24 protein-coding genes are annotated in these 26,959 nt (G+C 72.9%); 11 read left to right on the top strand and 13 right to left on the bottom strand.

The window, feature by feature from the left end; all coding sequences use genetic code 11:
• The first annotated feature begins 290 nt into the window (after positions 1 to 290).
• Positions 291 to 2,081: a M4 family metallopeptidase gene (locus ABT057_RS26100; RefSeq protein ID WP_352346004.1), complete on the top strand. Its 1,791-nt coding sequence runs from the start codon at positions 291 to 293 to the stop codon at positions 2,079 to 2,081.
• Here the strand turns inward: ABT057_RS26100 and ABT057_RS26105 are convergent.
• The 6 genes from ABT057_RS26105 to ABT057_RS26130 all read right to left on the bottom strand — a co-directional run bounded on the left by ABT057_RS26105 (position 2,075) and on the right by ABT057_RS26130 (position 9,787).
• Positions 2,075 to 2,632, bottom strand: a complete 558-nt coding sequence (locus tag ABT057_RS26105; RefSeq protein ID WP_352346005.1) for a hypothetical protein — start codon at positions 2,630 to 2,632, stop codon at positions 2,075 to 2,077. The two genes, ABT057_RS26100 and ABT057_RS26105, sit on opposite strands and share 7 nt — an antisense overlap.
• Positions 2,633 to 2,772: 140 nt before the next feature.
• Positions 2,773 to 5,760 carry a helix-turn-helix transcriptional regulator gene (locus tag ABT057_RS26110; protein ID WP_352346006.1) on the bottom strand — a complete coding sequence of 996 codons (2,988 nt, stop codon included), beginning with the start codon at positions 5,758 to 5,760 and terminating at the stop codon, positions 2,773 to 2,775.
• A gap of 54 nt (positions 5,761 to 5,814) precedes the next feature.
• Complete coding sequence (locus ABT057_RS26115) at positions 5,815 to 6,168, bottom strand: UBP-type zinc finger domain-containing protein (RefSeq protein WP_352346007.1); 354 nt, start codon at positions 6,166 to 6,168, stop codon at positions 5,815 to 5,817.
• Positions 6,165 to 7,637 carry an ATP-binding protein gene (locus ABT057_RS26120; RefSeq protein WP_352346008.1) on the bottom strand — a complete coding sequence of 491 codons (1,473 nt, stop codon included), beginning with the start codon at positions 7,635 to 7,637 and terminating at the stop codon, positions 6,165 to 6,167. Before ABT057_RS26120 ends, ABT057_RS26115 begins: the two co-directional genes overlap by 4 nt.
• Positions 7,634 to 9,310 (bottom strand): NAD(P)/FAD-dependent oxidoreductase, encoded by a 1,677-nt coding sequence (locus ABT057_RS26125; RefSeq protein ID WP_352346009.1) that lies wholly within the window; start codon positions 9,308 to 9,310, stop codon positions 7,634 to 7,636. Before ABT057_RS26125 ends, ABT057_RS26120 begins: the two co-directional genes overlap by 4 nt.
• A 123-nt stretch (positions 9,311 to 9,433) precedes the next feature.
• Positions 9,434 to 9,787 carry a VOC family protein gene (locus ABT057_RS26130; RefSeq protein WP_352346010.1) on the bottom strand — a complete coding sequence of 118 codons (354 nt, stop codon included), beginning with the start codon at positions 9,785 to 9,787 and terminating at the stop codon, positions 9,434 to 9,436.
• A 61-nt stretch (positions 9,788 to 9,848) separates the two neighbouring features.
• Between ABT057_RS26130 and ABT057_RS26135 the strand changes: the two genes are divergently transcribed.
• Positions 9,849 to 10,721, top strand: coding sequence for a universal stress protein (locus tag ABT057_RS26135; RefSeq protein WP_352346011.1), 873 nt, complete (start codon positions 9,849 to 9,851; stop codon positions 10,719 to 10,721).
• 1 nt (position 10,722) lies between these two features.
• On the opposite strand, the gene ABT057_RS26140 is transcribed toward ABT057_RS26135, so the two are convergent.
• From ABT057_RS26140 to ABT057_RS26150, 3 genes are all read right to left on the bottom strand, one after another.
• A complete protein-coding gene (locus tag ABT057_RS26140) occupies positions 10,723 to 11,958 on the bottom strand; it encodes a DUF4032 domain-containing protein (protein ID WP_352346012.1) in 1,236 nt (411 codons plus the stop codon).
• A gap of 9 nt (positions 11,959 to 11,967) precedes the next feature.
• Complete coding sequence (locus tag ABT057_RS26145) at positions 11,968 to 12,717, bottom strand: MBL fold metallo-hydrolase (protein WP_352346013.1); 750 nt, start codon at positions 12,715 to 12,717, stop codon at positions 11,968 to 11,970.
• 158 nt (positions 12,718 to 12,875) lie between these two features.
• Positions 12,876 to 13,511: an alpha-ketoglutarate-dependent dioxygenase AlkB gene (locus tag ABT057_RS26150; RefSeq protein ID WP_352346014.1), complete on the bottom strand. Its 636-nt coding sequence runs from the start codon at positions 13,509 to 13,511 to the stop codon at positions 12,876 to 12,878.
• Positions 13,512 to 13,631: 120 nt separating this feature from the next.
• Between ABT057_RS26150 and ABT057_RS26155 the strand changes: the two genes are divergently transcribed.
• On the top strand, positions 13,632 to 14,276 hold the full coding sequence (locus ABT057_RS26155; protein WP_352346015.1) for a TetR/AcrR family transcriptional regulator: 645 nt from the start codon (positions 13,632 to 13,634) through the stop codon (positions 14,274 to 14,276).
• A 17-nt stretch (positions 14,277 to 14,293) separates the two neighbouring features.
• The gene (locus ABT057_RS26160; protein WP_352346052.1) at positions 14,294 to 15,967 is read left to right on the top strand and encodes an FAD-binding dehydrogenase; all 1,674 of its coding nucleotides are present in this window, start codon (positions 14,294 to 14,296) and stop codon (positions 15,965 to 15,967) included.
• Here ABT057_RS26160 and ABT057_RS26165 read toward each other — a convergent pair whose 3' ends face one another.
• Positions 15,968 to 16,315: a DUF488 domain-containing protein gene (locus ABT057_RS26165; RefSeq protein WP_352346016.1), complete on the bottom strand. Its 348-nt coding sequence runs from the start codon at positions 16,313 to 16,315 to the stop codon at positions 15,968 to 15,970. It lies immediately after the preceding gene.
• A gap of 127 nt (positions 16,316 to 16,442) precedes the next feature.
• On the opposite strand from ABT057_RS26165, the gene ABT057_RS26170 reads away from it, so the two are divergent.
• The 4 genes from ABT057_RS26170 to ABT057_RS26185 are packed head-to-tail and all read left to right on the top strand — an operon-like array spanning position 16,443 to position 21,240.
• Positions 16,443 to 17,858: a M1 family metallopeptidase gene (locus tag ABT057_RS26170; protein ID WP_352346017.1), complete on the top strand. Its 1,416-nt coding sequence runs from the start codon at positions 16,443 to 16,445 to the stop codon at positions 17,856 to 17,858.
• Positions 17,859 to 17,914: 56 nt separating this feature from the next.
• Positions 17,915 to 18,679: a L,D-transpeptidase family protein gene (locus ABT057_RS26175; protein WP_352346018.1), complete on the top strand. Its 765-nt coding sequence runs from the start codon at positions 17,915 to 17,917 to the stop codon at positions 18,677 to 18,679.
• Between the two features lie 18 nt (positions 18,680 to 18,697).
• On the top strand, positions 18,698 to 19,393 hold the full coding sequence (locus ABT057_RS26180; protein WP_352346019.1) for a response regulator: 696 nt from the start codon (positions 18,698 to 18,700) through the stop codon (positions 19,391 to 19,393).
• Complete coding sequence (locus tag ABT057_RS26185) at positions 19,390 to 21,240, top strand: sensor histidine kinase (protein WP_352346020.1); 1,851 nt, start codon at positions 19,390 to 19,392, stop codon at positions 21,238 to 21,240. The genes ABT057_RS26180 and ABT057_RS26185 overlap by 4 nt, the downstream gene beginning before the upstream one ends.
• A 5-nt stretch (positions 21,241 to 21,245) precedes the next feature.
• Here ABT057_RS26185 and ABT057_RS26190 read toward each other — a convergent pair whose 3' ends face one another.
• A complete protein-coding gene (locus ABT057_RS26190; protein ID WP_352346021.1) occupies positions 21,246 to 22,463 on the bottom strand; it encodes a saccharopine dehydrogenase family protein in 1,218 nt (405 codons plus the stop codon).
• 125 nt (positions 22,464 to 22,588) lie between these two features.
• Between ABT057_RS26190 and ABT057_RS26195 the strand changes: the two genes are divergently transcribed.
• A complete protein-coding gene (locus tag ABT057_RS26195) occupies positions 22,589 to 23,296 on the top strand; it encodes a TetR/AcrR family transcriptional regulator (RefSeq protein WP_352346022.1) in 708 nt (235 codons plus the stop codon).
• On the opposite strand, the gene ABT057_RS26200 is transcribed toward ABT057_RS26195, so the two are convergent.
• A complete protein-coding gene (locus ABT057_RS26200; RefSeq protein WP_352346023.1) occupies positions 23,286 to 24,185 on the bottom strand; it encodes a LysR family transcriptional regulator ArgP in 900 nt (299 codons plus the stop codon). The genes ABT057_RS26195 and ABT057_RS26200 overlap by 11 nt on opposite strands.
• A gap of 96 nt (positions 24,186 to 24,281) precedes the next feature.
• On the opposite strand from ABT057_RS26200, the gene ABT057_RS26205 reads away from it, so the two are divergent.
• Entirely contained in the window at positions 24,282 to 24,899 is a 618-nt protein-coding gene (locus ABT057_RS26205) for a LysE/ArgO family amino acid transporter (RefSeq protein WP_352346024.1), read from the top strand.
• Positions 24,900 to 25,003: 104 nt separating this feature from the next.
• Positions 25,004 to 26,314 (top strand): MFS transporter, encoded by a 1,311-nt coding sequence (locus tag ABT057_RS26210; RefSeq protein WP_352346025.1) that lies wholly within the window; start codon positions 25,004 to 25,006, stop codon positions 26,312 to 26,314.
• A gap of 49 nt (positions 26,315 to 26,363) precedes the next feature.
• Here ABT057_RS26210 and ABT057_RS26215 read toward each other — a convergent pair whose 3' ends face one another.
• Positions 26,364 to 26,819: a cyclic nucleotide-binding domain-containing protein gene (locus ABT057_RS26215; RefSeq protein ID WP_352346026.1), complete on the bottom strand. Its 456-nt coding sequence runs from the start codon at positions 26,817 to 26,819 to the stop codon at positions 26,364 to 26,366.
• Positions 26,820 to 26,959 lie beyond the last annotated feature (140 nt).

A 26,959-nucleotide genomic window follows, 5' to 3' on the forward strand; every position in this document is an offset into this window, starting at 1 on the left:
CTCGATGCGAGCCGCGTCACATTCACGCGAGGGAACCTTCTTCCGCCGTGTCACCTCTCCACAGTCGGCGCACAGCTGACCGCTCGTCGGGGTGCGCCGATCACCGCGCGCGAATTCGCTGTGTATCGCCATGAAAGCCCTCATGGGGCGACGAGTTACGCTTTACATGGACATGACTTATCCGCAAGGGTGAGGTCCGGGGCCCGACCAGCCCCTGTGGCGCCCGGGCGGCGCCATGTCCCACGGCGGTCGGGGTCTGCCCCGGCCGCCTGAACGAAGGACCCTCACCTTTGCGCAGCGCACACATACGCACCCTGGCCGTCGCCCTCGCCGTGGCCACGGCGGCAACGGGCCTGGCCGGCACGGCGTTCGCGGGCCCGTCCGCGGGGGAGACGCGGGCCACGGCAGCCGTCGACGCGCAGGCCACCGCCGTGGTGCGGGCCGCCCGCGCCGCCGCGTTCGCCCACGCCTCGGCGACCGGTGTCGGCCACGGCGACGAACTGCTGGCCCAGGACGTGATGATCGACCCGGAGGGCGCCCGCCACGTCCGGTTCGTCCGCACCCACCAGGGCATGCCGGTCCTCGGCGGCGACCTCGTCGTCCACCTCGCCAAGGGCCTCGCGTACACCGGCGTGACCCGCGCCGCAGGCCACGCCGTCGCTCCCGCCACGGCCGAGGCCCGGCTGACGGCCGGCCAGGCCGAGACGAAGGCCGCCGCCGTGGCCGCGGGCGACGCGCAGAGCGCCGAACTCGTGGTCGACGCCCGGGGCGGCGCCGCGGCGCTCGCCTACCGGGTCCGGGTGACCGGCAGCGACACCACCGAGGCCGGCGGCTCGCGTACGGTCGTCGTCGACGCCGTCACCGGCAAGGTGCGCAGCAACACGCCCGACAGCGACGAGTTCCTCTCGCCGAAGCTGGTCGACACCCTGCGCGAGCGCGGTGAGACCCTCGATCCCGCCACCGGCACCGCGCAGGGGGCCTCGGCACTCACCGCGGCCTCCTCGGCCGCCGCCCGCTACCCCTCCACCGCCAAGGGCACCGGCACCTCCCTGTTCGCAGGCAAGGTGCCGCTCACCACGACCCGCACCGCGGCGCGCAGCTACCTGCTCAAGGACCCCACCCACTGGGGGACCGAGACGCGCGACGCGAAGAACAAGGAGCTGGAGAACTTCGCGCGCGGGACGAAGTTCACCGGCACCACCAACAAGTGGGGCAACGGCGCGGTCTCCAGCCGCGCCAGCGCCGCCGTCGACGCCCAGTACGGCGTCGTCCAGACGCTCGACTTCTACAAGAAGACCTTCGGCCGCAAGGGCATCCGGAACAACGGCAAGGGCGCCCGCGCCATGGTCCACTTCGGCAGGAAGGTGGCCAACGCCTTCTGGGACCCGACCTGCGACTGCATGCTGTACGGCGACGGCGACGGCGAGATGTTCAAGAAGCCCCTCGTCGTCCTGGACGTCACCGGCCACGAGCTGTCCCACGGTGTGGTGGACGCGACCGCCGCACTGGAGCCGACCTTCGTCGACGCCGACGGCAACCAGTACGGCGAACCCGGCTCCCTGAACGAGTCCCTCGCGGACATCTTCGGCTCCGACGTCGAGTTCAGCGCCGACAACCCCAAGAACCCGCCGAACTACCTGATCGGCGAGAAGCTGGGCCTGGACCAGAAGTTCCTGCGCCGCCTCGACAAGCCGTCCCTGGACGTCCTCGAGGGCACGGTCGACTACTGGTCGCCCGAGGCCTACTACACCGAGGTCCACGCCGGCTCGGGCGTCTCCTCGCACGCCTTCTACCTGCTCGCCGAGGGCAGCGGCCGCAAGAAGATCGGCGCCGTCACCTACGACTCGCCGACCTACGACGGGGCTTCGGTCAAGGGCATCGGCCGGGCAAGGGCCACGAAGATCTACTACCGTGCGCTGACCCGCTACATGGTCTCCTCGACCGACTTCCACGGCGCGCGCACCGCGACCCTCAGGGCGGCGAAGGACCTGTACGGCCAGAGCAGCGCGGAGTACAAGGCCGTGGACCGGTCCTGGGCCGCCGTCAACGTGACCCCGGAGAACACCCCGGCCCCTCAGTAGCCGGGACAGAGGTTGGTGTGCACGGCGTCGACGATCCGGGTGGTCTTGGCGCGGCCGAATCCGTCGGGGTGACCGGGTGAGGTGAAGCGCCGCAGGGCGGCGCCGATCTGCTTCTCCCGGTCGTCCGGGAATTCACGGAGGGTGGCGCACTGGTCGCGGCCGCGCTCGACGGCCTGGTCCTCCTTGTCGTGCACGATGTCCGGGTCGATCGCGGTCAGCGCCCGGACGTAGGCGGCCTCGCCCTTGGTGTCGGGGCGCGGTGGCAGGGCGGCTCCGCCCTTCTTCGCCGTCCGGTCGTCCGAGGCCGCTTCCTTCGCGGCAGGGGCGGTCGTGGCGCCTCCGGCCGGGTGCGACGCGGAGGAGTCCGGGGTACCGGCAGCGGACGCGGACGCCGGGCCGGTGGCGGGGGCGGTCGTGGCGGCAGCCGGTGTCCTTCCCTTCGCCGCCGGCTCCTGGTGGCTCGCGGTCGGCTCCCCCGAGCCACAGGCGGTGAGTGCGGCGACGGCGAGGGCGCAGGACGCGAGGGCGGCTGCGGTGGTGCGGTGGTTCACGGGTCTCCTGAGGCCTGCGGTACAACGGCTGAGATCCGTGAGCGTATGGGCTTTTTGTATGCCTACGTCGGCTGTTCGGTTCCTCACCGGGGGAGTGATGAGGCGGGAAAGGGCGCGCGGATCGGCAACGCGCGCCGCCATCATCCGGACGTGCCGCCCGCCGGCTCCAGCAACCCCTCCCGGTAGGCGATCGCCACGGCCTCCGTCCGGCTCGCCGCGCTCAACTTGGCGAGGATGTTGGAGACATGGACGCTCGCCGTCTTGCCGCTGATGAACAGCTCCTCACCGATCTGCCGGTTGCTGCGCCCGAGCGCCAGCAGCCGCAGCACGTCCTCCTCCCGCGCGGTGAGCGCGACCGACCCCTCCCGCGCGCCCGGCGGCGCCTCCGCGAGACGGCCCCGGCGGATCAGCGCGTCCAGCCGCTCCAGCAAGGGCGCGGCGCCCAGCCGTACGGCGGTCTCCCGCGCCGCACGGGCCTCGCCCGCCGCCTCCTCGCGCCGGCCGGCCGCCAGCAGCGCCTCGGCGTACCGCAGCCGGCAGCGCGCCAGTTCGTACACGTCGCCGTCGGCGAACGCGGCCACCGCCTCCGCCCAGGCCGCCACGTCCTGCCCGGCGGCGGCCCGGGCCCACTCCGCCTCGGCGCGGGCCAGCCAGGCCTGCCCCTCCGGCCCCTGCGGGGCACCTCTCCTGGCGCGCCTGGCAGCCTCCCGGGCCGGTTCCAGCAGCTCGCCCGCGACCTTCGTCCAGCGGTCCGCCGTCGCCGGGTCGCCGGTGAGCCGGGCCGCGGCCGCCGCGTCGGCGACCGGGGCGAGGGCGAGCGCGGTGAGCCGGACCACGGCGTCCGGGCGGCTGCCCGCGTCGTCGGTGAGCGCCTCGACCGAGGACCGCAGCTGGGTCACCGCCGCCTCGGCCCCGCCCCACTGGGCCGCCGCGTCGGTCAGGACGATGCCGGCGACGAGCGCGGCCATCCAGTCGTCCGGACCGTCCAGCAGGGCGCGCGCCCGGTCCGCCGCCCCCCGGTCGCCGCGCCCCAACGCCGTGTACAGCGCCGCCCCGACCGCGTACCCGCCGGCCGCCGGCACTACGGCCAGGTCGGTCTCCGCGACCCGCACACACTCGTCCCAGCGGCCCAGCGTGTACAGCACCAGCAGATGCAGATAGCGCATCTCCAGCGGATACGGCGAGGACAGCAACCCCGCGCGGCGGGCCCGGTCCAGCCCTTCGGCGAGCCACGGCAGGCTCTCCTCGGGGGTACCCGCCTCATAGGCGGCGATGGCCAGGGTGAACAGGGCCCGCATCTCGACCGGCGCGTTGCCCGAGTCCCGGGCCAGCTCGCGGGCCCGCAGCAGATGGGTGCGGGCCTCGGGGGAGCGGCGGCCGCCCTTCTCCAGGACGGCGAGCGAGATCAGCAGATCGGCCTGCGCGTCCGCCATACGCAGCCGCTCGGCGGCGGCCAGCGCCCTGCGGGCGAAGAGCGACGCGGTCGCGTCGTCCCCCACGTGACGGGCCGCCAGGACGTGCGTGGCCGCCGCCCACACCCAGGTCGGCGACGGCGGGTCGGCGGGTATCAGCTCCAGCGCCTCGCTGCTGTAGGCGAAGGCCGCCCGGAGGCTGTCGACATTCATGAGGGTGCCGGCCAGCGTGTAGCGCACGCGCGCCGCGAGTTCGGCGTCGGTGTCCCGGCCGACGCCCGCGAGCGCGGCCCGGTTGAGGGCGACCGCCCGGTGCGCCTCCCCGGCGTGCGCCGCCGCGGCCGAGGCGCGCAGCATGAGCGTGACCCGGTCGGTCCCCTCGCCCGACGGCCGGGCGGCCGCCTCCACCGCGGGCCACAGATCGAGCGCGGCCTCCAGATGACGCAGCTCCTCGGCGGGCGCACCGAGGTGCCGGGCGTGATCGGCGGCCTCCAGGGAGGCGGCGAGCGCCTCGGCCGGGGCGTGACTCTCGCGGTGGTGGTGGGCGCGCTCCGCCGCGGTCTCGGCCTGCCGCCCGCGCCCGGTGAGCAGCCGGGCGAACGCGCCGTGCAGCCGCGACCGCTCCCCCGGGAGGAGGTCCGCGTACACCGCCTCGCGGGCCAGCGCGTGCCGGAACGCGTAGGTGTCGCCGCCGCCGGGGACGAGGAGCTGGCGCCCGACGGCCTCGCGCAGCGCCGCCTCCAACTCCTCCTCGGGCAGCCCGACCGCGTCGCTCAGCAGGTCGTGCTCCACGCGCCGCCCGGCGACGGCCGCCGTGCGCAGCACCTGCTGGGCGGTGTCGGAGAGCTGCTCGACGCGGATGAGCAGCACGTCGGACAGCCCGCTCGGCATCCCGCCGGCCTCCGCGCCGGTGGCCGCGAGCAGCTCCTCCGCGTAGAAGGCGTTGCCCTCGGCGCGCTCCACGATCCCGCGCACCGTCGCCTCCGGCAGCGGGCGCTCCTCCAGGGCGCGCACCAGCCGGGTCACCTCCGCGTCCGCCAGCGGCCGCAGCTCCAGCCGGTCCACGCCCGGCAGCCGCACCAGCTCGGCGAGCAGCGGGCGCAGGGGATGCCGGCGGTGCAGGTCGTCCGCGCGGTAGGAGGCCAGCACCGCCAGACGGTGCGCGGTGCCGGCGCCCGCGGGCCGCTGCAGCAGGCCCCGGCTGAGCAGGAAGCGCAGCAGGTCACGGGAGGACTGGTCGGCCCAGTGCAGGTCCTCCAGGACGAGCAGCAGCGGCGCGACGTCCGACAGGTCGGCCAGCAGCCCCGCCATCCCCTCGAACAGCGCGAGGCGCCCTCCGGTGTCCCGCACGGCGTCCGGGCCCGCGCCCAGCAGCCGGTCGACCACCGGGTGCGCGGCGAGGGCGGCGGTGAACCGCTCGTCGGCGGCGAGCACGCCCAGGATCTCGGTGAACGGCAGGTACGGCAGCCCGACGTCACCCAGGTCGACGCAGTGGCCGACGAGCACGGTCATCCCGGCCCCGGCCGCCCGCGCCGCCGCCTCGTCCAGCACCCGGGTCTTGCCCACCCCCGCGTCCCCGGCGACCAGCACCGCCCGCGCCTCGCCGGCCCTGGCGCGCTCCAGCACCCCCAGGAGCCGGGCGAGCTCTTCTTCCCGGCCGACGAAAGGGCCGGCGAACGGACTGGCGAACGGACTGGCGAACACGGTCTGTGACACCACTCCATCCTGTCACGCACCACCGACACCGGGGCCGTCGCCGGGAGGGCCTCCTCAGCGGTGCAGCGACCGTGCCCAGTCCTCGGGCACCCGCCCCTTCGGCCCCGGCGCCGGCTGGTCCTCGGGACGACAGACCGGCGGTGCCAACTCCGGTCCCGACTCGTACAGTTCGTCGGCCGAGAAGTCCCAGAACCACTCCTCGCCCGGCTCGAAGCTGCGTATGACCGCATGCCCGGTCGCCTTGTAGTGGGCGCCGGCGTGCTGCGCGGGGGAGGAGTCGCAGCAGCCGATGTGGCCACAGGTCGCGCAGCGCCGCAGGTGGAACCACCAGCCCCCGGCCGCGTCGCACTCCACGCAGCCGGTGCCGCTGGGCGGGACGCTCGGATCGATGGCGTCGGTGTCGGTCATACGGGTTCCTCCGTGCGCGGCGACGTGGAGTCCGGGTCGGGTTCGGCGGTCAGCGGCAGCAGCACCTGGAAGCGGGTGTCGCCCGGCGCGGACTCCACCTGGAGGCTGCCGTGGTGCTTGTTGACGACGATCCGCCACGAGATGTCCAGCCCGAGACCGGTGCCCTCGCCCACCGGCTTGGTGGTGAAGAAGGGGTCGAAGATACGGCCGCGGATGTCCGGCGGGATCCCGGGACCGGTGTCCCGGAGCTCCACCAGCAGCCGGTCGCCCTCGCGTGCGGTGCGCACGGTCAAGGTGCCCTCCCCGCCCGCGCTGTTGATGGCGAACACCGCGTTGTCGACGAGGTTCGTCCACACCTGGTTCAGCTCCGCCGGGTAGGCGGGCACCTCGGGGAGCGTCCGGTCGTAGTCCTTGACGACCTCGATGCGCTGCCCGATCTTCCCGGAGAGCATCAGCAGGGTGCTGTCGAGGAGTTCGTGGACGTCGACGGTCCGGTAGGGCGCGCGGTCCAGCTGCGAGTACTGCTTGGCCGCGTCGACGAGGTGCGAGATACGGGTGGTGGAGTCCTCGATCTCGTACATCAACAGCTCGGTCTCGACGGTGTAGTTGAGCCAGCCCACGGCGTTCGGCAGGATCTCCGCGTCCACGGCAGCCGCCACCTGCTCCAGCCAGTCGACGTCGAGTCCCGCCTGCACGAACGTGGGCGCGTACTGCCAGCCGTGGTCCATGCCGTGGTCCTCGAGCCACTCGGTGAGCGCGTCCTCACGGTCCGAGGCCTCCAGCGGGGTGAGCACCGGCGCCTTGGCGACCCGCTCGGCGGTGCGCTCCTGGACCTCGATCAGGCTCGCCAGCGCGTCCCGGGAGAAGGGCCCTCCGGCGATGATGCCGAGCTTGTGCCGCATCTTCGCCACCCGCTCGCGCAGTGTGGCGGTCGCCCGGACGGCCGCCGCGGCCGGGTTGTTGAGCTCGTGCGTGAGCCCCGCCGACAACGAGCCCAGGGCGAGCAGCCGTTCGCGCTGGCCGACGGCCCGCTGGGTGTTCTTCGAGCCGAAGAACAGCCCCTCCAGCAGATGCGCCGCCATCGGGAACCACTCCCGCATGACCGACGCGAACGACTCGGCGGGCAGCACGAAGAACCGCGTCGGCTCGGTCACCCGCATCGAGTTCTGGTAGACCTGCGGCACCCGGTCGCCCAAGTAGGCCTGCATGGCCCCCGCGTACACCCCGCGCTGCGAGGTGCGGCTGACCTCCACGTCGTCGCCGCCGACCCGCCGGGACATCACCACGGTCCCCTCGATCATCACGTAGAAGCAGGTCGCCGGATCGCCCTCGGTGTAGACGGGACCCGGTTCGAACCGCTCCACGCGCCCCTCGCTGCACAGCCGCCCGAGCTGCTCGGGGGCGAGCTTCTCGAACAGGAACAGCGAGCTGATCTCCCCAGGGCTGCACGGCATCAGCTGCCCGCTCACGACTGCTCCAGATAACGGTGGACGAGCATCACGGCCATGGCTCCCTCTCCGACGGCGGACGCGACGCGCTTCGCGGACTCGGCGCGCGCGTCGCCCGCCACGAACACGCCGGGAATGCTGGTCTCCAGGTGGTACGGCGGCCGGTCCAGCTCCCAGCCGGCCGGCGGCCGTCCGTCGACGGTCAGGTCGGGTCCGGCCAGGATGAACCCGCGTCCGTCCCGCAGCACGGTGTCGCCGAGCCAGTCGGTCAGCGGTGCCGCCCCGATGAACACGAACATCCACTGTGCGTCGACCTGTTCCCGGTCGCCGCTCTCCACATGGCGCAGGGTCAGCCGCTCCAGGCGCTCGGAGCCGTGCGCGGCGTCGACGACCGTGTGACTGCGCACCGAGATGTTCGGGGCCTCGTCGATCTGCTGGATCAGGTAGTACGACATCGAGGCCGACAGGTCGGCGCCGCGCACCAGCAGCGTCACCGACTTGGCGAAGCGGGACAGGTACATGGCCGCCTGGCCCGCCGAGTTGGCGCCGCCGACGATGTACACGTCGTGTCCCTGGCAGGAGGCCGCCTCGGTGAGCGCGGAGCCGTAGAAGACTCCGCAGCCGGTCAGATCGGTGCAGCCCGCCGCCTCCAGCTGCCGGTACTGCACTCCGGTCGCCAGGATCACGCTGTGCGCCGCGACCGTCGACCCGTCCGCGAACCGCACCACCCGCGCGGCCCCGCTGATCTCGAGTCCCGTCACCTCACGGGCGGTCAGGATCTCCGCGCCGAACTTGGCGGCCTGCCGCCGCGCCCGGTCGGTGAGCTGAGCCCCCGACACTCCGTCCGGGAAGCCCAGGTAGTTCTCGATCCGAGAGCTCTGTCCGGCCTGACCGCCGGTGGCCGACCGTTCCACGAGCACGGTCCGCAGTCCCTCCGACGCCCCGTACACCGCCGCGCCGAGCCCGGCCGGGCCGCCGCCGATCACCACGAGGTCGTAGAAGTCCGCCGTAGGCGTCGTCGCGAGCCCCACGCGCGCGGCCAGCTCGGGGGCCTCCGGCTCCACCAGGGGGGTGCCGTCCGGCGTGATCACCAGTGGCAGCCGCTCCCCGTCGGCACCGGCGGCGGCCAGCAGCCGCTGCCCCTCCGGCTCCTCCACCGAGTACCAGCGGTACGGCACCTGGTTGCGGGCGAGGAACTCCCGCACGTCCGACGACCGGGCCGACCAGCGGTGCCCGACGACCTTGGTGGCCGGCACCGGCTTGTGATCGCTGGCCCGCCACGCCTGGAGCAGGTCGTCCAGGACCGGGTAGAGCTTCTCCTCCGGGGGGTCCCAGGGCTTGAGCAGATAGTGGTCGAGATCGACGACGTTGATCGCGTCGATCGCCGCGTTGGTGTCCGCGTACGCGGTCAGCAGCACCCGCCGGGCGCCCGGGTACACGTCCAGGGCCTGTTCGAGGAACTCGATGCCGTTCATCTGCGGCATCCGGTAGTCGGCCAGGATCACGGCCACCAGGTCGCCGCGCAGCTTCAGCTCGCGCAGCGCGTCGAGCGCGGACTCGCCGGACTCCGCACGGACGATCCGGTACGAGGCGCCGTAGCGGCGCCGGAGGTCACGGGCGACAGCCCGGGAGACCCCCGGGTCGTCGTCCACGGTCAGGATGACGGTCCGCGCGGTTTCGGCGGCCTGTGCCATACGTCTCCCACCCCGAGAGCGGTCAGGACTGAGGGGCTGTGTCGAGGGCTGTTCCCCGAATGCCCATCGTATGTTCGACGGCCCCGGTTCGCGCCGTGATGCCCGAGGACGGTGCACGCACGGTCAAGTCCGCCGTCGCGCGAGCACACAGAACTCGTTGCCCTCGGGATCGGTCAGCGTCACCCACGGCTGCTCGCCCTGGCCGATGTCCGCGTGGCGCGCGCCGAGGGACAGCAGCCGGTCCACCTCGGCCCGCTGGTCCTGGGGGCGGAAGTCCAGGTGGAGCCGGTTCTTGACCTGCTTGCTCTCGGGCACCCGCACGAACAACAGCCCCGGCAGCCGGTCCGGAGCCGGCCGGATCTCGTATTCGTCCGGCGCGTCGTCGACCACCACCCAGTCCAGGGCCGCGGCCCACCACCGTCCCAGCGCCACGGGATCGGCGGCGTCGACGATCACCTGCTCCCATTCGAGGTCCATGCCGGTCAGCGTAGTGAAGACTGACACCGGACACAGGTGGACACCACAGGGAGGAAACGGGATGACGGGCCCGATCACGGCAGGGGTCGACGGGACGGACGAGAGCCTCGCCGCGCTCGCCTGGGCGGCCCGGGAGGCCGTACGGCGGGACAGGGCGCTGCGGGTGGTGCACGCCTGGCGGTTCCAGCCGGACACGGCGCCCGAGGTGGCGGACCGGGAGGCGCAGCAGGACTGGGTGCGCGAGTCGGCCGAGCGGGCGGTCGCCGAGGTCGCCGACCGGCATCCGGGGCTGACCGTGACCACCGACGTCCTGGAGGGGCAGCCGGTGGAGACGCTGGTCGCGGCCGCGGCGGAGGCCGAGCTGCTGGTCCTCGGCTCCCGCGGGCACGGTCCCGTGGTCGGGTTCCTGCTGGGTTCCGTCGGCCGGCAGGTGATCGCCGAGGCTGCCTGCCCGGTGGTTCTGGTCCGGGCCGGTGACCGGCCGTCGGCGGAGGCGGGCGGGCACGAGATCGTCGTCGGCCAGCACGGCGAACCGGACGACAGCGCCCCCGCGCTGCGGTTCGCCTTCGAGACGGCCGCCGCGCGCGGCGCGGGCGTCCGCGTGGTGCGGGCCTGGACGCTGCCGCCGGTGTTCGCCTACAGCCCGGCGTCGCTCAAGCTCCTCGACGACGCCGGCGGCCTGGAGCCGCTGGAGAGCAAGGCGCTGGCCGCGGCGGTGGAGCCGTGGCGCGAGCGGTTCCCGGACGTGCCCGTGGTGGAGCACGTGGAGATGGGCAGCGCGGGACAGGTGCTGCTGTCGGTGGCCGGGCGGGCACAGCTGATGGTCGTCGGCCGGCGGGTCCACCGCACCGCCGTGGGCGCGGCGATCGGCTCCGTCGCGGACGGCGTCCTGCACCACGCGGACTGCCCGGTCGCCGTGGTCCCGCACGGGTGACTCACTCGGGCACGGTGGGCGCCAGCGTGTCCCGGGCCGTGGGCAGGATGTTCTCGATGTAGTCCTCGACGGCCGTGTCCAGCCCGATGTCGTGCTGCGCGTGCTCCGACAGGTACCAGCGGTGCTCCAGCAGCTCGTGGTAGATCTCCGCCGGGTCCATGGAGCCGCGCAGCTCCAGCGGCACGGCGCGCACGGTGGGCCGGAACACGTCCCGCACCCACCGGTGCGCCAGCACCTCGGGCCGGGCGGCCAGCGGGTCGCCCGGCGCGTAGTCGTCCTGGGTCGCCATCCAGCTCTCCAGGTCGTTCAGCAGCCGCCGGGCCTGGTTCTCCTCGGTGTCAAGACCGGTCAGCCGGAGCAGCTGGCGCTGGTGGTGGCCGGCGTCGACGACCTTCGGCACGAAGGTGACCGTGTCGCCGTTGGAGGAGTGCTCGATCTGCATCTCGGCGACGTCGAAGCCCAGCTCGTTGAGCCGGCGGATCCGGCGCTCGATGTAGTGGTATTTGCCCGCCGGGTACACCGAGGTGCGGGTCAGCTCCTCCCACAGCGCGTTGTACCGGGCGCAGATCTCCATGCCGAACTCGATCGCGTCCACCGAGGGGTGCAGCGCCCCGGACGCCTCCAGGTCCAGCAGCTCGCCGCTGATGTTGACCCGGGCGAGATCGAGGTCGTACTCGCGCTGCCCGTTGCTGAGCTGCGGGTGCAGATCACCGGTCTCGGCGTCGACCAGATAGGCGGCGTAGGCGCCCGCGTCCCGCCGGAACAGCGTGTTGGACAGCGAGCAGTCGCCCCAGGCGAACCCGGCGAGGTGCAGCCGCACGATCAGCACGGCGAGCGCGTCCATCAGCCGGTGCATGGTCGCCGGCCGCATGGTCGTCTCGAACATCGACCGGTACGGCATCGAGCCGCCCAGGTGCCGGGTGACCAGCACCGGTTCCAGCGGTTCACCGTCCGGGTCGGCGCGCCCGGTGACCACGGCCAGCGGATCGACGGCGGGGATGCCGATCCGGTCCAGGTCGCGCAGCAGTTCGTACTCGCGCAGCGCCGGACGCTCGGCCAGTTCCTTGACGGCGATCACCTCGTCACCGGCGCGCGCGTAGCGCACCACGTGCCGGGAGATACCGCGCGGCAGCGGGACGAGGATCTCGTCGGGCCACTCCTCCAGGGGAAGGTCCCAGGGCAGCTCCAGCAGGAGGGCCGGGTGCTCCGGATTCGTGGCGCTGATCTGCAAAGCCATGGCCCGACCTTAGAGGGCGCGTTCGCGGGCCTGCTGGGCGGCCGCCTTCACGGACCCCTGGTGCACCGGTCCGTGGCCGGGCAGCAGCACATCCGCGTCCAGCGCCTCGATCAGCTCCAGCGAGGCCACCGCGCGGGAGCGCTCGTGGTGGAACATGTCGGGCAGCAGCTGGGGCCCCTGGAGGCGGGAGGTCGGATGGCCGCTCACCAGGGCGTCACCCGAGACCACCATCCCGGTCTGCGGGAGGTGGAAGACGGTGTGGCCGTCGGTGTGCCCGGGGGTGTGCACCGGGACCGGCCGGCCCGGCAGGTCGAGCGGGCCGGCCGCGACCGGGAACGCCTCGGGCGTGCTGACGGGGTACTGCGCGGCGCCGTCGGAGCGCAGCACGTGCAGCATCCACGGGAGCACACCCGGACGCCAGATGTTCTTGAGGATCTTCCCGACGGTGACCTGCTGGAGGAACTCCCGCCGGGCGTGCGGCACCTCGGCCTCGTGCAGGTACACCGGGGTCCCGTACGTCGAGCGCAGGTGCTCGGCGGAGCCCAGGTGGTCGTTGTGGGCGTGGGTGATCAGTACGGCCGCGACCGCCTGCGGCGAACTGCCCACCGCCGCCAGGGAGTCGAGGACCTGTTGCCGGTCCCCGGGGTAACCGGTGTCGATCAGCGTGACGGCGTCCCCTTCGGTGAGGATCACCCAGTTGGTGTTCGAGCCGTGCACCAGATAGGTGCCGTCCCCGACCTGCCGTACGTCCGCGCCCATGATCGTCGTCCTGTGTGGTTGAGGAGCCTGTCCGACGCGCACAGCAAAGCAGATCGCGACCGGGGAGCCGACGGCGGGTCGTCGCGTCTCCCGGACGACGGCCGGGTCGGGCAGGACGCGTCCGGCCCGGTACGGCGCGTCGGCTCCGTCTCCGGGTTTCAGCGCACCCCGCGCGGCCGGTACTGGATGCTGACGCGCGGTCCGGCCGCGCGGGCCGACTTCGGGACGCAGTGCTCCCAGGTCCGCTGGCAGGAGCCGCCCATCACGATCAGGTCGCCGTGCCCGAGCGGCCGCCGCAGGGTCTCGCCGCCGTGACCGTGCGCCGGGCGCAGCAACAGGTCGCGGGGCGCCCCCACGGAGACGATCGCGACCATGGTGTCCTCCCGGGCGCCCCGCCCGATCCGGTCGCCGTGCCAGGCGACGCTGTCCCGGCCGTCCCGGTAGTGACACAGGCCGGCCGTCACGAAGGGCTCGCCCAGTTCCTCGGCGTAGTGCGCGCTCAGCGCCCGGCGGGCCTCCTCCAGGACCGGGTGGGGGAGTTCCTCTCCCGCGTCGTAGAACGCCAGCAGTCGCGGTACGGCGACCACGTCGTCGTACATCCTCCGGCGCTCCGCGCGCCAGGGCACCTCGCTCGCCAGGTGTTCGAACAGGATGTCCGATCCGCTGAGCCATCCCGGGAGCACGTCGATCCAGGCGCCCGCGCCGAGGCGGGTACGGGTGAGGCCGGTCAAGCGGCCGAGGCGGGGTTCGTCGGTCTGGTCGAAGAGGGAGCCCTGGAGGTGGTGCGGGGTCATTCCTCCAGCGTACGCGCTAATCGAAAACGTGTTCGTAGATCATGTGCGGCCGGGTGCGTCGGGACCCTTTCGATACATCGATGTATCGGATACGTTCGTGTATCGAACGGAGGTCCGATCATGGTCGCGCAACAGACACGCCCGTCGACGGGCCGCGTCACCAGACGCCGGGTCCGCACGCGCGCCAACCTGCTCGACGCCGCCTTCGCCGTGTTCGCCGCCAAGGGCTTCGGCCGGGTCTCCATCGAGGAGGTCTGCGACGCCGCCGGCTACAGCAGAGGCGCCTTCTACTCCAACTTCGCCAGCCTGGACGAGCTGTTCTTCGCGCTCTACCGGGAGCGCGCCGACCTCATCGCCCAGCAGGTCGCCGACGCCCTCGCCGGGGACGGGCCCGACCTCGACGTACCGGCCTCCGTGGACCGCGTCACCGAGGTCCTCCTCCTCGACCTGGACTGGCTGCTGGTGAAGACGGACTTCCTGGTGCACGCCGCCCGGGACGCGGCGGTGGCCCAGACCCTCCTGGAACACCGGGCCCGGCTACGCCGCGCGATCGCCGACCGACTCGCCCCGGCCCGCGGCCACACCGCCCTTCCCGCCGCGCTGGGCGGCGCCGACGCCGCCGCCCACGCGGTCGTCGCCGCGTACGACGGCGTCACCACCCAACTGCTGCTCGACAAGGACGTGGACGGCGCCCGCGCCTGGCTCAGGCAACTGCTCACCGCGCTGCTGACCGACGGCAGCACCCCTCCCGAATGTTCCGAATGAGAAAGGGAACCCTCGCCATGGACGCGGACGTCATCGTCGTCGGAGCGGGCCTCGCGGGCCTCGTCGCGGCGCACGAACTCACCAGCAGGGGCAGACGGGTCGCCCTGGTCGACCAGGAGAACGCCGCCAACCTCGGCGGCCAGGCGTTCTGGTCGTTCGGCGGGCTGTTCCTCGTCGACTCCCCGGAGCAGCGCAGGCTCGGCGTCAAGGACTCCCTGGACCTCGCCTGGAACGACTGGCAGGGCAGCGCGCAGTTCGACCGCACCGAGGACGAGGACTCCTGGGCGGTGCGCTGGGCGCGCGCCTATGTGGAGTGGGCGGCGGGCGAGAAGCGCACCTGGCTCGCCGGGCACGGCATCTCACTGCTGCCGACCGTCGGCTGGGCCGAGCGCGGAGACCTGCGCGCCGACGGGCACGGCAACTCCGTACCCCGCTTCCACGTCGCCTGGGGCACGGGCACCGGGGTCGTCGAGCCGTTCGTCAAGTACGCCAGGCAGGCCGCCAAGGACGGCCTGCTGACCTTCCACCACCGCCACCGGGTGGACGCCCTGGTCCTCGAGGACGGCGCCGCGCGGGGCGTGCGCGGCACGGTCCTCGCCGCCGACGACTCGGCCCGCGGCGTCGCCTCCAACCGGGACCCGATCGGCGAGTTCGAACTGACCGCCCGGGCCGTCGTCGTCACCAGCGGCGGCATCGGCGCCAACCACGAGATCGTCCGCCGCTACTGGCCCGAGCGGCTCGGCACCCCGCCCGCCGAGATGGTCACCGGCGTGCCCGCCTACGTCGACGGCCGCATGCTCGACATCAGCGCCGAGGCCGGCGTCCGCCTCGTCAACCGCGACCGCATGTGGCACTACACCGAGGGCATCCAGAACTGGGACCCCATCTGGCCCGGCCACGGCATCCGCATCCTGCCCGGCCCGTCCTCCATGTGGTTCGACGCGCTCGGCCGCCGGCTGCCCGACCCCTGCCTGCCGGGCTACGACACCCTGAACACCCTCAAGCACCTGCGCACCACCGAGGACATCGCCGGGTACGACCACTCCTGGTTCGTGCTCAGCCGGAAGATCGTCGAGAAGGAGTTCGCCCTCTCGGGCTCCGAGCAGAACCCCGACATCACCGCCAAGGACCGCCGGGCCGTCCTGCGCGACCGGCTCCTCGGCAAGGGCGCGCCCGCTCCCGTGCAGGCCTTCCTCGACCACGGCGCCGACTTCGTCATCGCGGACACGCTGGACCGGCTCGTCGAGAAGATGAACGGCCTCACCGACAAGCCGCTGCTCGACGCGGAGGACCTGCGGCGCCAGATCCGGGCCCGCGACCTGCAGATGGAGAACCCGTTCAGCAAGGACGCCCAGGTGCAGGGCATCCGCAACGCGCGCCGCTACATCGGCGACCGCCTCGGCCGGGTCGCCACCCCGCACCGCATCCTCGATCCCGAGTCCGGCCCGCTGATCGCCGTCAAGCTGCACGTCCTCACCCGCAAGACCCTCGGCGGCATCCAGACCGACCTGGACTCGCGCGCCCTGGGCACCGACGGGCAGCCGATCGAGGGCCTGTACGCGGCGGGCGAGGTGGCCGGCTTCGGCGGCGGCGGAGTCCACGGCTACAACGCCCTGGAGGGCACCTTCCTCGGCGGCTGTCTGTTCTCGGGCCGCGCGGCGGGCCGGGCGGCGGCGAAGCAGACGGGCTGACTACCCCAGCAGACGGAGCAGCACGGCCGCGTGGCTCTGCCCGGGCTCCTTCGAGGCCGTCAGCAGGGTCACCGGCCCCTCGCGGGTCAACGCGCGGACGTGGTCCAGGAGTTCGGCCGCCTCCGGGGCGGCCAGCTCCGCCTCGTAGCGACGGGCGAACTCGTCGTACGGCCCCTCGCCCGCGTGGTACCAGCGGCGCAGTTCGGTCGAGGGCGTCATCGCTTTGGGCCACTCGTCGACCCGGGCCGCGTCCTTGGCGAGGCCGCGCGGCCACAGGCGGTCGACGAGGACCCGGACACCGTCCTCCGGCTCGGGCGGTTCGTACACACGGCGCACGCGGACACTCATGCGGCCGAGCCTAATCCGGGGATCTCCCGGAACGCCGCGTGGCTTGACCCGAACGAGGGGGAATCCAGCGGTCGTGTTGCCTAGTCTGAGGGACGTTTGCTCACCCGCCACCCCCCAAGGAGCGCAAGTGACCCACCCCCGCAGACGCCCAGCCCTGCTGCGCCGAGAAGCCGTCGTCGCCACCGTCCCCGTCGCCGTGGCGGCCCTGCTCACGGCGGCCGGCCCGGCCACCGCGGCCGGTTCGGTGGGTGCCCCCGGCGTCGGCGACCCGTACTTCCCGCTGGCCGGCAACGGCGGCTACCACGTCTCCCACTACGGCCTGACGCTCGGTTACGACCCGAGCAGCCGTCACCTCACCGGCAAGGCCGTCCTCGCCGCCCGCGCCACTCAGCGGCTGACCCGCTTCGACCTCGATTTCACGGGCCTGAAGATCACCGGCCTGACGGTCGATCACCGCAAGGCCTCGTACAAGAGGGACGGCCAGGAACTCGTCGTCACGCCCGCCCGGCCCCTGCGCAAGGGCCAGTCCTTCCGCATCACCGTCACCTACAACGGCAAGCCGGGCCCGGTCACCGACCCCGACGGCTCGCTCGACGGCTGGATCCCCACCGACGACGGCGCCTTCGTCGCCGGTGAACCGCAGGGCGCCATGACCTGGTTCCCCGCGAACAACCACCCCCTCGACAAGTCGTCGTACGACTTCACGATCACCGTCCCCAAGGACCGCACCGCCGTCGCCAACGGCCTCCTGCTCGGCCAGAGCACGAGGAACGGGAAGACCACCTTCCGCTGGCGCCAGAAGGCACCCATGGCCGCCTACCTCGCCACCGCGACCGTGGGCAGGTTCAAGGTCAAGCAGTACACGACCCGCGACGGCCTCAAGGTCTACGACGCCGTGGACCCGCGCGAGGCCACCGCGGCCGCACCCGTGCTGAAGAAGCTGCCGTCGGTGCTGGAGTGGGAGAGCAAGCTGTTCGGGCCCTACCCGTACCGCGCGGCCGGCTCCATCGTCGACCACGCCCCGAACGTCGGCTACGCCCTGGAGACCCAGTCCCGCCCGCTGTACGACAGGGCCCCCGACCTGAGCACCCTCGTCCACGAGAACGCCCACCAGTGGTTCGGCGACTCCGTCTCCCTCACCTCCTGGAAGGACATCTGGCTCAACGAGGGCTTCGCCACCTACGCCGAGTGGCTCTACAGCGAGCAGCACGGCGGCGACAGCGCCCAGAAGACCTTCGACGCCCTGTACGCCCGTCCCGCGAGCGACGCCCTGTGGGAGTTCCCGCCCGGCAACCCCGGCAGCGGCGCCAACATCTTCGGCACCCCCGTCTACGCCCGCGGCGCCATGACCCTGCAGGTCCTGCGCAACGCCGTCGGCGACAAGGACTTCTTCCGGATCCTGCTCGCCTGGGCGAAGAAGCACCGCCACGGCCACGGCACCACCGCCCAGTTCGAGCGGCTCGCGGAGCGGGAGTCGGGGAAGAACCTCGACCAGCTGTTCATGACCTGGCTGTACGCTCAGGGCAAGCCCAGCCACCCGTAGCCGAACGGGCTCTTGGAACTGACGAGTTCCAAACAACTGTCGGCCAAGCTCGGACCATGATCACGCACCGACCCCACGCAGTGCTGCTCGCCGCGTCCCTCCTCCTGCTCACGGGATGCGGCGGCGGCGTCGCGGCCTCCACCGGCCCAACGCACCCCGCGAACTCCACGAACCCCACGAACTCCACGACCACGATCCAGGCCGGAGTTCCCGCCCCCTCCGACGCGGCCCTGCCGACGCGGATACCGGGCCTCGGGCCGAAGACCCGGGCGGCCGTGCCGGCCGACGCTCGGCAGGTGGTCGTGGTGACCGGCCGTGGCAGCAACTCCAACGTCTCGTCGGTCGTCCTGTACCAGCGCACCGCGGCCGGCTGGCAGGCCGGCACGCCGTGGCCCGCGCGCAACGCGCTGAACGGCTGGAGCGACCAGCACATGAGCGGCGACCTGCACTCGCCCGTCGGCGTCTACGGCCTCACCGACGCCGGCGGCCTCCTGCCCGACCCCGGGACGAAACTGCCGTACGACCAGAACTCCGGCTTCCAGGCCACCGGCACCGGATTCGAGGGCGAGTCGCTCGCCGGGACCTTCGACTACGTTGTCGCCATCAACTACAACCGTCAGCCCGGCACTTCACCCCTCGACGGGACCAAACCGCTCGGTGCGGGGCGCGGGGGCGGGATCTGGTTCCACGTCGACCACGGCGGACCCACCCATGGGTGTGTGAGTCTCTCCGAGGCCCATATGAAGGAACTGCTCCGCGCCCTCGACCCAACCCAGCACCCGGTAGTCGTCATGGGTGACGGCGCCTCACTCGCCCGCTGAGAAAGGGCCGTTCACCGCGTGTGCGCACATGTACTGGTCGCCGAGGACGACACGATGCAGGCCGAGCTGATCCGGCGCTCCCTGCTGGCCGAGGGTCACACCGCCACCGTCGTCCACGACGGGCCCGCAGCCGTCGAGGCGGCCCGCAGACTCAGCCCCGACCTGGTCGTCCTCGACCTGATGCTGCCGGTGCTCGACGGGTTCGCGGTCTGCCGGGAGCTGCGCCGCGAGGACGACATCCCGGTGCTGATGCTCACCGCCCGCGCCGCCGAGGAGGACGTCCTGCTCGGCCTGGACGTCGGCGCCGACGACTACATGACCAAGCCGTACAGCCCGCGTGAGCTGATGGCGCGGATCCGGACCGTGCTGCGGCGCAGCGGACAGGCCGCCGGCCGACGCGAGGATCCCGTGATGCGCGCCGCCGGGATCGCCGTCGACCCGGTACGTCACGAGGTGACCTGCGACGGGGCGCCCGTGGAGTGCACGCCCGCCGAGTTCCAGATTCTGCTCGCACTGTCCGAGAAACCCGAACAGGTCTTCTCCCGGCGGCAGTTGCTGCAGTGCACCCGCGGTTTCGACCGGTCCTCCACCGAGCGGGCCATCGACGTGCACATCATGAACCTGCGCCGAAAGATCGAGGCCGACCCGCGCAGACCCGTACGGCTGCTCACCGTCTTCGGCGTCGGCTACAAGCTCAGCGGGGGCCGCGCGTGAACCGTATACCCCTGCGCAAACGGCTGCTGGTGCGGCTGCTGGTCACCTCGGTCCTGATCGCCGTGTGCTCCGTCGCCGCCACCGCCTGGCTCGCCGTGGCCACCACCACCAGCGCCCTGCGCGAGGAACAGGGCCAGGCCCTCGCCGACGACATGGAGATCCTCGCCGAACTCAGCGGATATGCCGCCACCCACTCCGACTGGACCGCGGTCAAGCCCGTCGTCCGCGCCCTGTCCGCGAAGACCGGCCGGCGCATCGCCCTGACCACCACCGACCGCACCCCGCTCGCCGACTCGGCATCCCGCGGCGCCTCCCTGCCGCCCCGCTCCGCCGCCACCGTCGACCCCTTGAACACCGACACCTACACCGAATCCGGCGCCCAGCTCAGCGGCGTCGACCCGCGCGTGGTCGGCCCCTACCGGCTCACCTCCGAGGAGCGGACCGCACTGGACCGCATGGCCGCGGAACAGCGGGCCTGCTACACGCGGTTCGGCTTCGACGTGACCCTCACCCACACGCCCGGCGGACGCCCGGTGCTCACCGACGACGACGGCCCCGTGAAGTCGTCCGACGGCGCCGCCGAGTGCGCCGCCGCCACGATCGACCATCCGATGCCCACGGAGCAGAAGGCGTTCGACGCCCTTCAGAACAGCGCCGAGGGCTGTTTCACCCGGGAGGGCTACCCCCATGCCTTCGGGGAGGGCTGGGACAGCGGGGCGCCGGTCTACCTCGCCAGGGTCACCGGCGGCGCCGGGATGACCCCCGCCATGACCCCGAAGTTCGGCCAGGCCGTCGGTGACAAGACCCTGCGCGCACTGCAGAAGTGCCTCGACACCGCCCGGATCGAGCAGCTCGACCCGTACGTCGCCCCCGCCGCCGAACTCTTCCTCGGCGGCGGCGACAGCCCGGTCACGCCCCGCTGGAACATGTCCCCCGCCAACAAGACGAAGGTCATCGGCACCGCCGGACTGGTCCTCGCCCTCACCGTCGCCGTCTCGGCCGTCGTCGCCACCCGTCTGGTGCGGCCCCTGCGCGCCCTCACCGAGGCCGCCCAGCAGCCCCTGGACAGTCACGCGCGCGTGCCCGTCACCACCCGCGACGAGACCGGGATCCTCGCCGAGGCGTTCAACGACCTCGCCGAGCGCCGGGAAAAGCTGGAGGGCCTGCGCAAGGCCCTCGTCGCCGACGTGGCCCACGAACTGCGCAGCCCGCTCACCAACATCCGGGGCTGGCTCGAGGTCACCCGGGACGGTCTGGTCGAGCCCGACGCCGAACTGCTCGGCGCCCTGCACGAGGAGGCCGTGCTCCTGCAGCGGGTCATCGACGACCTGCGCGACCTCGCCGCCGCCGACGCCGGCACCCTGCAGCTGCACCGCGAGCCCGTCCCCGCCGACGAACTCCTCGCCCAGGTGGCCGCCGCCCACAGCGTCGCCGCCCGGACGGCCGGAGTCACCCTGCGCACCGAGACCGACACCACGTCCTGGCTGGACGCCGACCCGGTACGCCTGCGGCAGGCACTCGGCAACCTCGTCGCCAACGCCGTGCGGCACACCCCGGAGGGCGGCACGGTCACCCTCACCGCCCGCCGCAGCGGCACGGACGTCGTCCTGGCCGTCGCCGACACCGGCACCGGCATCACCGCCGAGGACCTGCCGTACGTCTTCGAACGGTTCTGGCGCGCCGAGAAGTCCCGCAGCCGGCGCACCGGCGGCAGCGGGCTCGGCCTCTCCATCGTCCGCAACCTGGTCGCCGCCCACGGCGGTACGGCGACCGCCGAGAGCACGCCCGGCACCGGCAGCGTCTTCACCCTGACGCTGCCCGCCGCGCCCGCCCCGGCCGACGTCTGACGGAGTCACTGCTCCCGCATCCCCCACGGCGAGCCGTACTCCGTCAGCAGGCCGAGGAAGGGACGTGCCGGGAACGCCTCGGGGCCCAGGACGCCCGTGCCGGACCAGGCTCCCGTGGCCAGGAGTTCGAGGGCGACGACCGGGTTGACGGCGGTCTGCCAGACCACGGCCTGGCTGCCGTACTCCGCCATCGACCACTGGTTGTCGACCACGTGGTACAGGTACACCTCGCGAGGCGCCCCGTCCTTCGTCCCTCGCACCCAGGTGCCCGCGCAGGTCTTGCCGTGCATGCGCTCGCCGAGGGTCGCCGGGTCGGGCAGACAGGCGGCGACGACGTCCCGGGGCGACACCGGCACCGGGCCCGCCGCGCTGGGCACGGTCACCGGCGTGGTGCGGTCCAGCTCCAGCTTGTGCAGCGTCTTCAGCGTGTCGACGAACTCGCGGCCCAGGCCGTACTTGAAGGTGACCCGGCGCGCGTCCACCCAGCGGGGCACGAGCAGCACCTCCTCGTGCTCCACGTTCACGCACTCGACGGGGCCGATGCCCTCCGGGAAGTCGAACACCTCCGGCTCGCTGAACGGCTCGGTGGTGTACCAGCCGCGGCCGGCCTCGTAGACCACCGGAGGGTTCAGGCACTCCTCGATCGTGGTCCAGATGTTGAAGGAGGGCGCGAAGTCGGCGCCGTCGACGGTGAGGTTGGCGCCGTCGCGGATGCCGATCTCCTCGATCTCGTCGAACAGTTCGTCGGCGGCGTACCGGGCGAACACGTCCGACAGGCCCGGTTCCACGCCCATGCCGACCAGCGCGAGACCGCCGGCCGCCACCCAGTCGTCGGCCTGCTCGAACTGCGCGTCGCCCAGCTTGACCCCGCACTCCTCGTACGGCTTCTCGGGATGCGGCCGGGACAGTGACATCGCCATGTCGACATAGGTGGCCCCGGCGGCCCGCGCCGCCCGGAACAGGGGCATCACGAACCGCGGGTCGGTGGCGTTGAGGAGCACGTCGCAGCGGTGCCGGGCCAGCAGGCCGGAGACGGCCGCCTCGTCGGCGGCGTCGACCCGCTCGGCGTGGAAGCGGTCGTCGCCGTCGAGCGCGGCCACGGCGGCTGCGGCGCGGGCGGGGTCGAAATCGGCGACCACCATGGCCTCGAAGAACGGACGGCGGGCGGCGATCCGGGTGATGGCGGTGCCGACGCCGCCGGCGCCCACGAGCAGGACACGCATGACGAGAACTCCCTCGGTCGAAGGTGTGCGAAAGGTACGAAAGAAGGGGCCCGCCGGAGAGTCAACGCGCTCCGCCGTCGTAAGGTCAATGGCGTTGGCATAAGCGTCGCGACACGGGAGAGGTCATGCCGAAGACGGTCGTTCCGGAGGAGAAGCGGCGTCGGCGCCGGCCCACCAGGAGCGGCACCGTGCTCTCCGAGCGGCTGATCGTCGAGACCGCGCTGCGGCTGCTGCGGGAGCACGGCAGCACCGGGCTGACCGCCCGCCGCCTCGGACTGGCCCTCGACTGCGACCCCAGCACCCTGTACCGGTACTTCCGCGGCATGGACGAGCTGACCCTCGCCATCGGGGACGCGCTCATCGGTGAGGCCCTGCGCGGCTGGGCGGCGACGGGCCAGTGGCGGGCGGACCTGCACGCCGTCGGGCTGCGCGTCCACGCCGCGTACGTCGCCCATCCGCAGGCCGCCCAGCTCACCGCGAGCCGGGTCACCGGCCGGGCCAACGAACTGGCCGCCGACGAGGCCGTCCTGGACGTGCTGCGCACCGCCGGCTTCCCGCTGCCGGAGACGGTCCGCATCTACCACGCCTTCATCGACCAGACGCTGGCCTTCGCCGCCCTGGACGCCGCGTCCCTCGCACTGCCCCGCGCCGCGCAGCGCGCCGACGACGCCATGTGGCGCTCGACGTACGCCCGGCTGCCCGCCGCCACCCACCCCCGGATCGCCGAGGCGGCGCCGCTGCTGTCGGCCCGCATGGTCACCAGCGCCTATCCGACGGCCCTGGAGATGCTGTTGGACAGCGCGGCGGCGACGCTGGCCCGGCTCAGGCCCTGAGGGCCTCGGCGGCGGTGGCCGCCACCGCGTCGGCCACCGCCGCGAGGGCGGGCGAGTCGAGTTTCCACTGCTGCCAGTGGAGCGGGACGTCCAGGGGGCGGTCGGGGGACAGCGAGACCAGCCGGCCGGTCCGCAGCAGCGCGTCGGCCTGCACCTCGGGCACCATGCCCCAGCCGAACCCGGAGACGACCGCGGCCACGAAACCCTCCGAGGTCGGCACGGCGTGTCGTACCGGACTCGCGCCGCCGGCACCGCGCCGCAGCCCGCGCACGAACGCGTCCTGGAGGTCGTCGCTGCGGTCGAAGCTCATCACGGGCGCCCGGGTCAGGGTCTCGGGCAGGGGGCCGTCGTCGAGATGGCGGGCCGCGAATTCCGGGCTCGCGGCGGCCAGGTAGCGCATCGTGCCCAGGGCCCGCACGGAACAGCCGGTCACCGGCTCGGGCGAGGAGGTGACCGCGGCCATCACCAGCCCCTCGCGCAACAGCTCCGCCGTGCGGGTCTCGTCCTCGCGGTGGAGTTCGAAGCAGAGCGGCGGCTCCTGCGGCACCCGGGTCAGGGCCGGCAGGAACCAGGTCGCCAGCGAGTCCGCGTTGACCGCGACCGTCACCCGGGTCGGCTCGCCGGCCCCGCTCATGCCCAGCTCGGCTCGCGTGTCGCGCTCCAGCCGGGCAAGCTGGCGGGCGAACCGCACGACGATCTCGCCCGACTCCGTCGGCCGCACCGGCTTGGTGCGCAGCAGCAGGACCCGTCCCGTGCGCTGCTCCAGCGCCTTCACGCGCTGGCTCACCGCCGACGGCGTCACATGCAGGGCGGCCGCCGCGGCGTCGAAGGTGCCCTCGTCCACCACCGCCAGCAGCGTCCGCACCTGGTCGAGAGGGAGATCGGGCATCGGAAGGGCGGGCATGGCACCGGTCATCACGAAGGCTAATGATACGTAAGAATCTTTAGCTGTACGGGCAGTGATCGTCTCCGTAGCGTGAAGGCCATGTCCACCGCACTCGCCGCCGCGGCCGCAGGCTTCGGCACCGGTCTCTCGCTCATCGTCGCCATCGGCGCCCAGAACGCCTTCGTCCTGCGCCAGGGGATCCGCCGGGACGCCGTCCTGGCCGTCGTCGGGATCTGCGCCCTCTCCGACGCCGTCCTCATCGCCCTGGGCGTGGGCGGGGTGGGTGCCCTGGTGGTGGCCTGGCCCGGGGCGCTGACCGCGGTCGGCTGGATCGGCGGCGCGTTCCTGCTCGGCTACGGGCTGCTCGCGGCCCGCCGGGTGGTGCGGCCCGGGGCCGACGCGCTGCGCACGGACGGCGAGGCCGCGGGCTCCCGCCGCCGGGCCGTCCTCACCTGTATGGCCCTGACCTGGCTCAACCCGCATGTCTACCTCGACACGGTCTTCCTGCTCGGCTCGATCGCCGCCGACCGCGGTCCGCTGCGCTGGACCTTCGGCCTCGGTGCCGCGTTCGCCAGCCTGTGCTGGTTCGCCGCCCTCGGCTTCGGCGCCCGGCTGCTCGGCCGCTTCCTGACCCGGCCGGCCGCCTGGCGGGTCCTGGACGGCCTGGTCGCGGTCACGATGATCACCCTCGGTGTGCTGCTCGTCACGGGTGCCTGAGGTCCGGAATGTGAGATCACCCGTCCAAAACAGCGGCTTCAGTACCGGAGGTGCTGGGATAGTGGCCCCCGGACCGAAAGATGTAACGAGCAACCAGGAAGCCCGTGGACACCAGCGAGAGCAGCACCGCACCCGAGGCCGCGTCCGACGACGGCGGCCCGAGTCCCGAGGACGCCCCCAGGCGCGGCTGGCGCCGCTGGGCGATGGACACCCGGCCCCTGCGCCGCCCCGCCTACCGGCGACTGTGGTCCTCCACCATCGTCACGGCCGTCGGCAGCCAGCTCACCGCGGTCGCCGTGCCCAAGCAGATCTACGACATCACCGGCTCCTCGGCCTGGGTCGGCTACGCGAGCCTCGCCGGACTCGTGCCGATGGTGGTGTTCGCGCTGTGGGGCGGCGCCGTCGCCGACACCATGGACCGGCGCAGACTGCTGCTGATCACCAACAGCGGGATCGCCGTCACCTCGGTGCTGTTCTGGCTCCAGGCCCTCGCGGGCCTCGACTCGGTGGCCGTCCTGATGGTGCTCCTCGCCGCCCAGCAGGCGTTCTTCGGCCTCAACGCGCCCGCCCGCAACGCCTCCATCGCCCGGCTGGTCCCCGCGGACGAGCTCGCCGCGGCCAACGCCCTCGGTTCCACCGTCATGCAGACGGGACTGGTCGCCGGCCCGCTGCTGGCCGGCGCCCTGATACCCGTGATCGGCCTGCCCGAGCTGTACCTGATCGACGCCGTCGCCCTGTGCGTGACCCTCTGGGCCGTCGTCCGCCTCCCCGCGCTGCCGCCGCTGGCGGGCACCGCGGCCCGGCGCGCCGGGGTGCGGGAGATCGCCGAGGGCTTCCGTTACATCTCGCGGCACAAGGTCCTGCTGCTGTCCTTCCTCGCCGACGTCGTCGCCATGGTCCTAGGCATGCCCCGCGCCCTCTTCCCGCAGCTCGCCGCCGAGACCTACGCCTCCTACGGCGAAGGTCTCGCCCTGGGTCTGCTGTTCGCGGCGATCCCCATCGGCGCGGTGCTGGGCGGACTGTTCTCCGGCACGTTCTCGCGGGCCCGCCGGCACGGCTGGATGGTCATCGGCGCGGTCGTCGCCTGGGGCGCCGCGATCGCCGGTTTCGGACTGAGCGGCAGCCTGTGGCTCGCGGTGCTGTTCCTCGCCGCCGCCGGCGTCGCCGACATGGTCTCGATGGTCTTCCGCGGGGCGATCCTGCTGTCCGCCGCCACCGACGAGATGCGCGGCCGGATGCAGGGCGTCTTCACGGTCGTCGTCGCGGGCGGTCCGCGCCTCGCCGACGTCCTGCACGGTACGGCGGGCGCCGCCTTCGGCCCCCGCGCGGCGGTGGCGGGCGGCGGTCTGCTGGTCGTCGCCGTGATGCTGGTCCTGGCGGCGGCCGCACCGGCGCTGCGCCGCTACCGCATCTGACCGCAGGTCCCTCGCGGGCCTCCTGCCGGTGCCGCGTCCGACGCGGCCGCTACGACACCCCGCGCCGGCGTGTCCCGTAGTGCTCCATGAGCCTGTTGCGGGTCATCTCCAGCCGGTGGGCGAGGATCTCGGCCACGATCCGCACCAGGGTCATGCCGAGCGCCGGATCCTCCTCGCAGAGCTTCAGTACCGGTTGCGCCTCGAACTCGTAGGCACGGACCGGGCTGAAGGCCTCCGCGCCGAAGTCCCAGCGGTACGGCGGGAACAGCCAGGACCAGCCGAGCAGGTCCCCGGCGCCCAGGGTGGCGACGGTGACCCGCTGCACGGACGTCACCTGCTGGACGAGGGAGACCGCGCCGGAGCGGACCACCCAGAAGCGGTCGGCCGTGCCCTCCGCCTCGAAGATCCGGGCGTCCTCCGGGAAGGAGACCTCCCGGGCCAGTTCCATCAGGCGCCGGCGCTGGGGCGGGGGGAGGGCGGTCAGCAGTTTGGTCGCTCTGGTCATGGCGCGGGGCTCCTCGCCGGAGATCGGTCGCGGTGCGTGCGGTGCTTTCTCCTCAGCCCATTTCATCCGCTGCCGGCCCGCCGGGCACCTCGGCGGAGGGGACTTTCCGCGCCCGGGCATGAAAAAGCCCTGGCTGGACG

It is taken from the genome of Streptomyces sp. NPDC002588, assembly GCF_040295925.1.
In the GTDB taxonomy this organism is placed as follows: domain Bacteria; phylum Actinomycetota; class Actinomycetes; order Streptomycetales; family Streptomycetaceae; genus Streptomyces.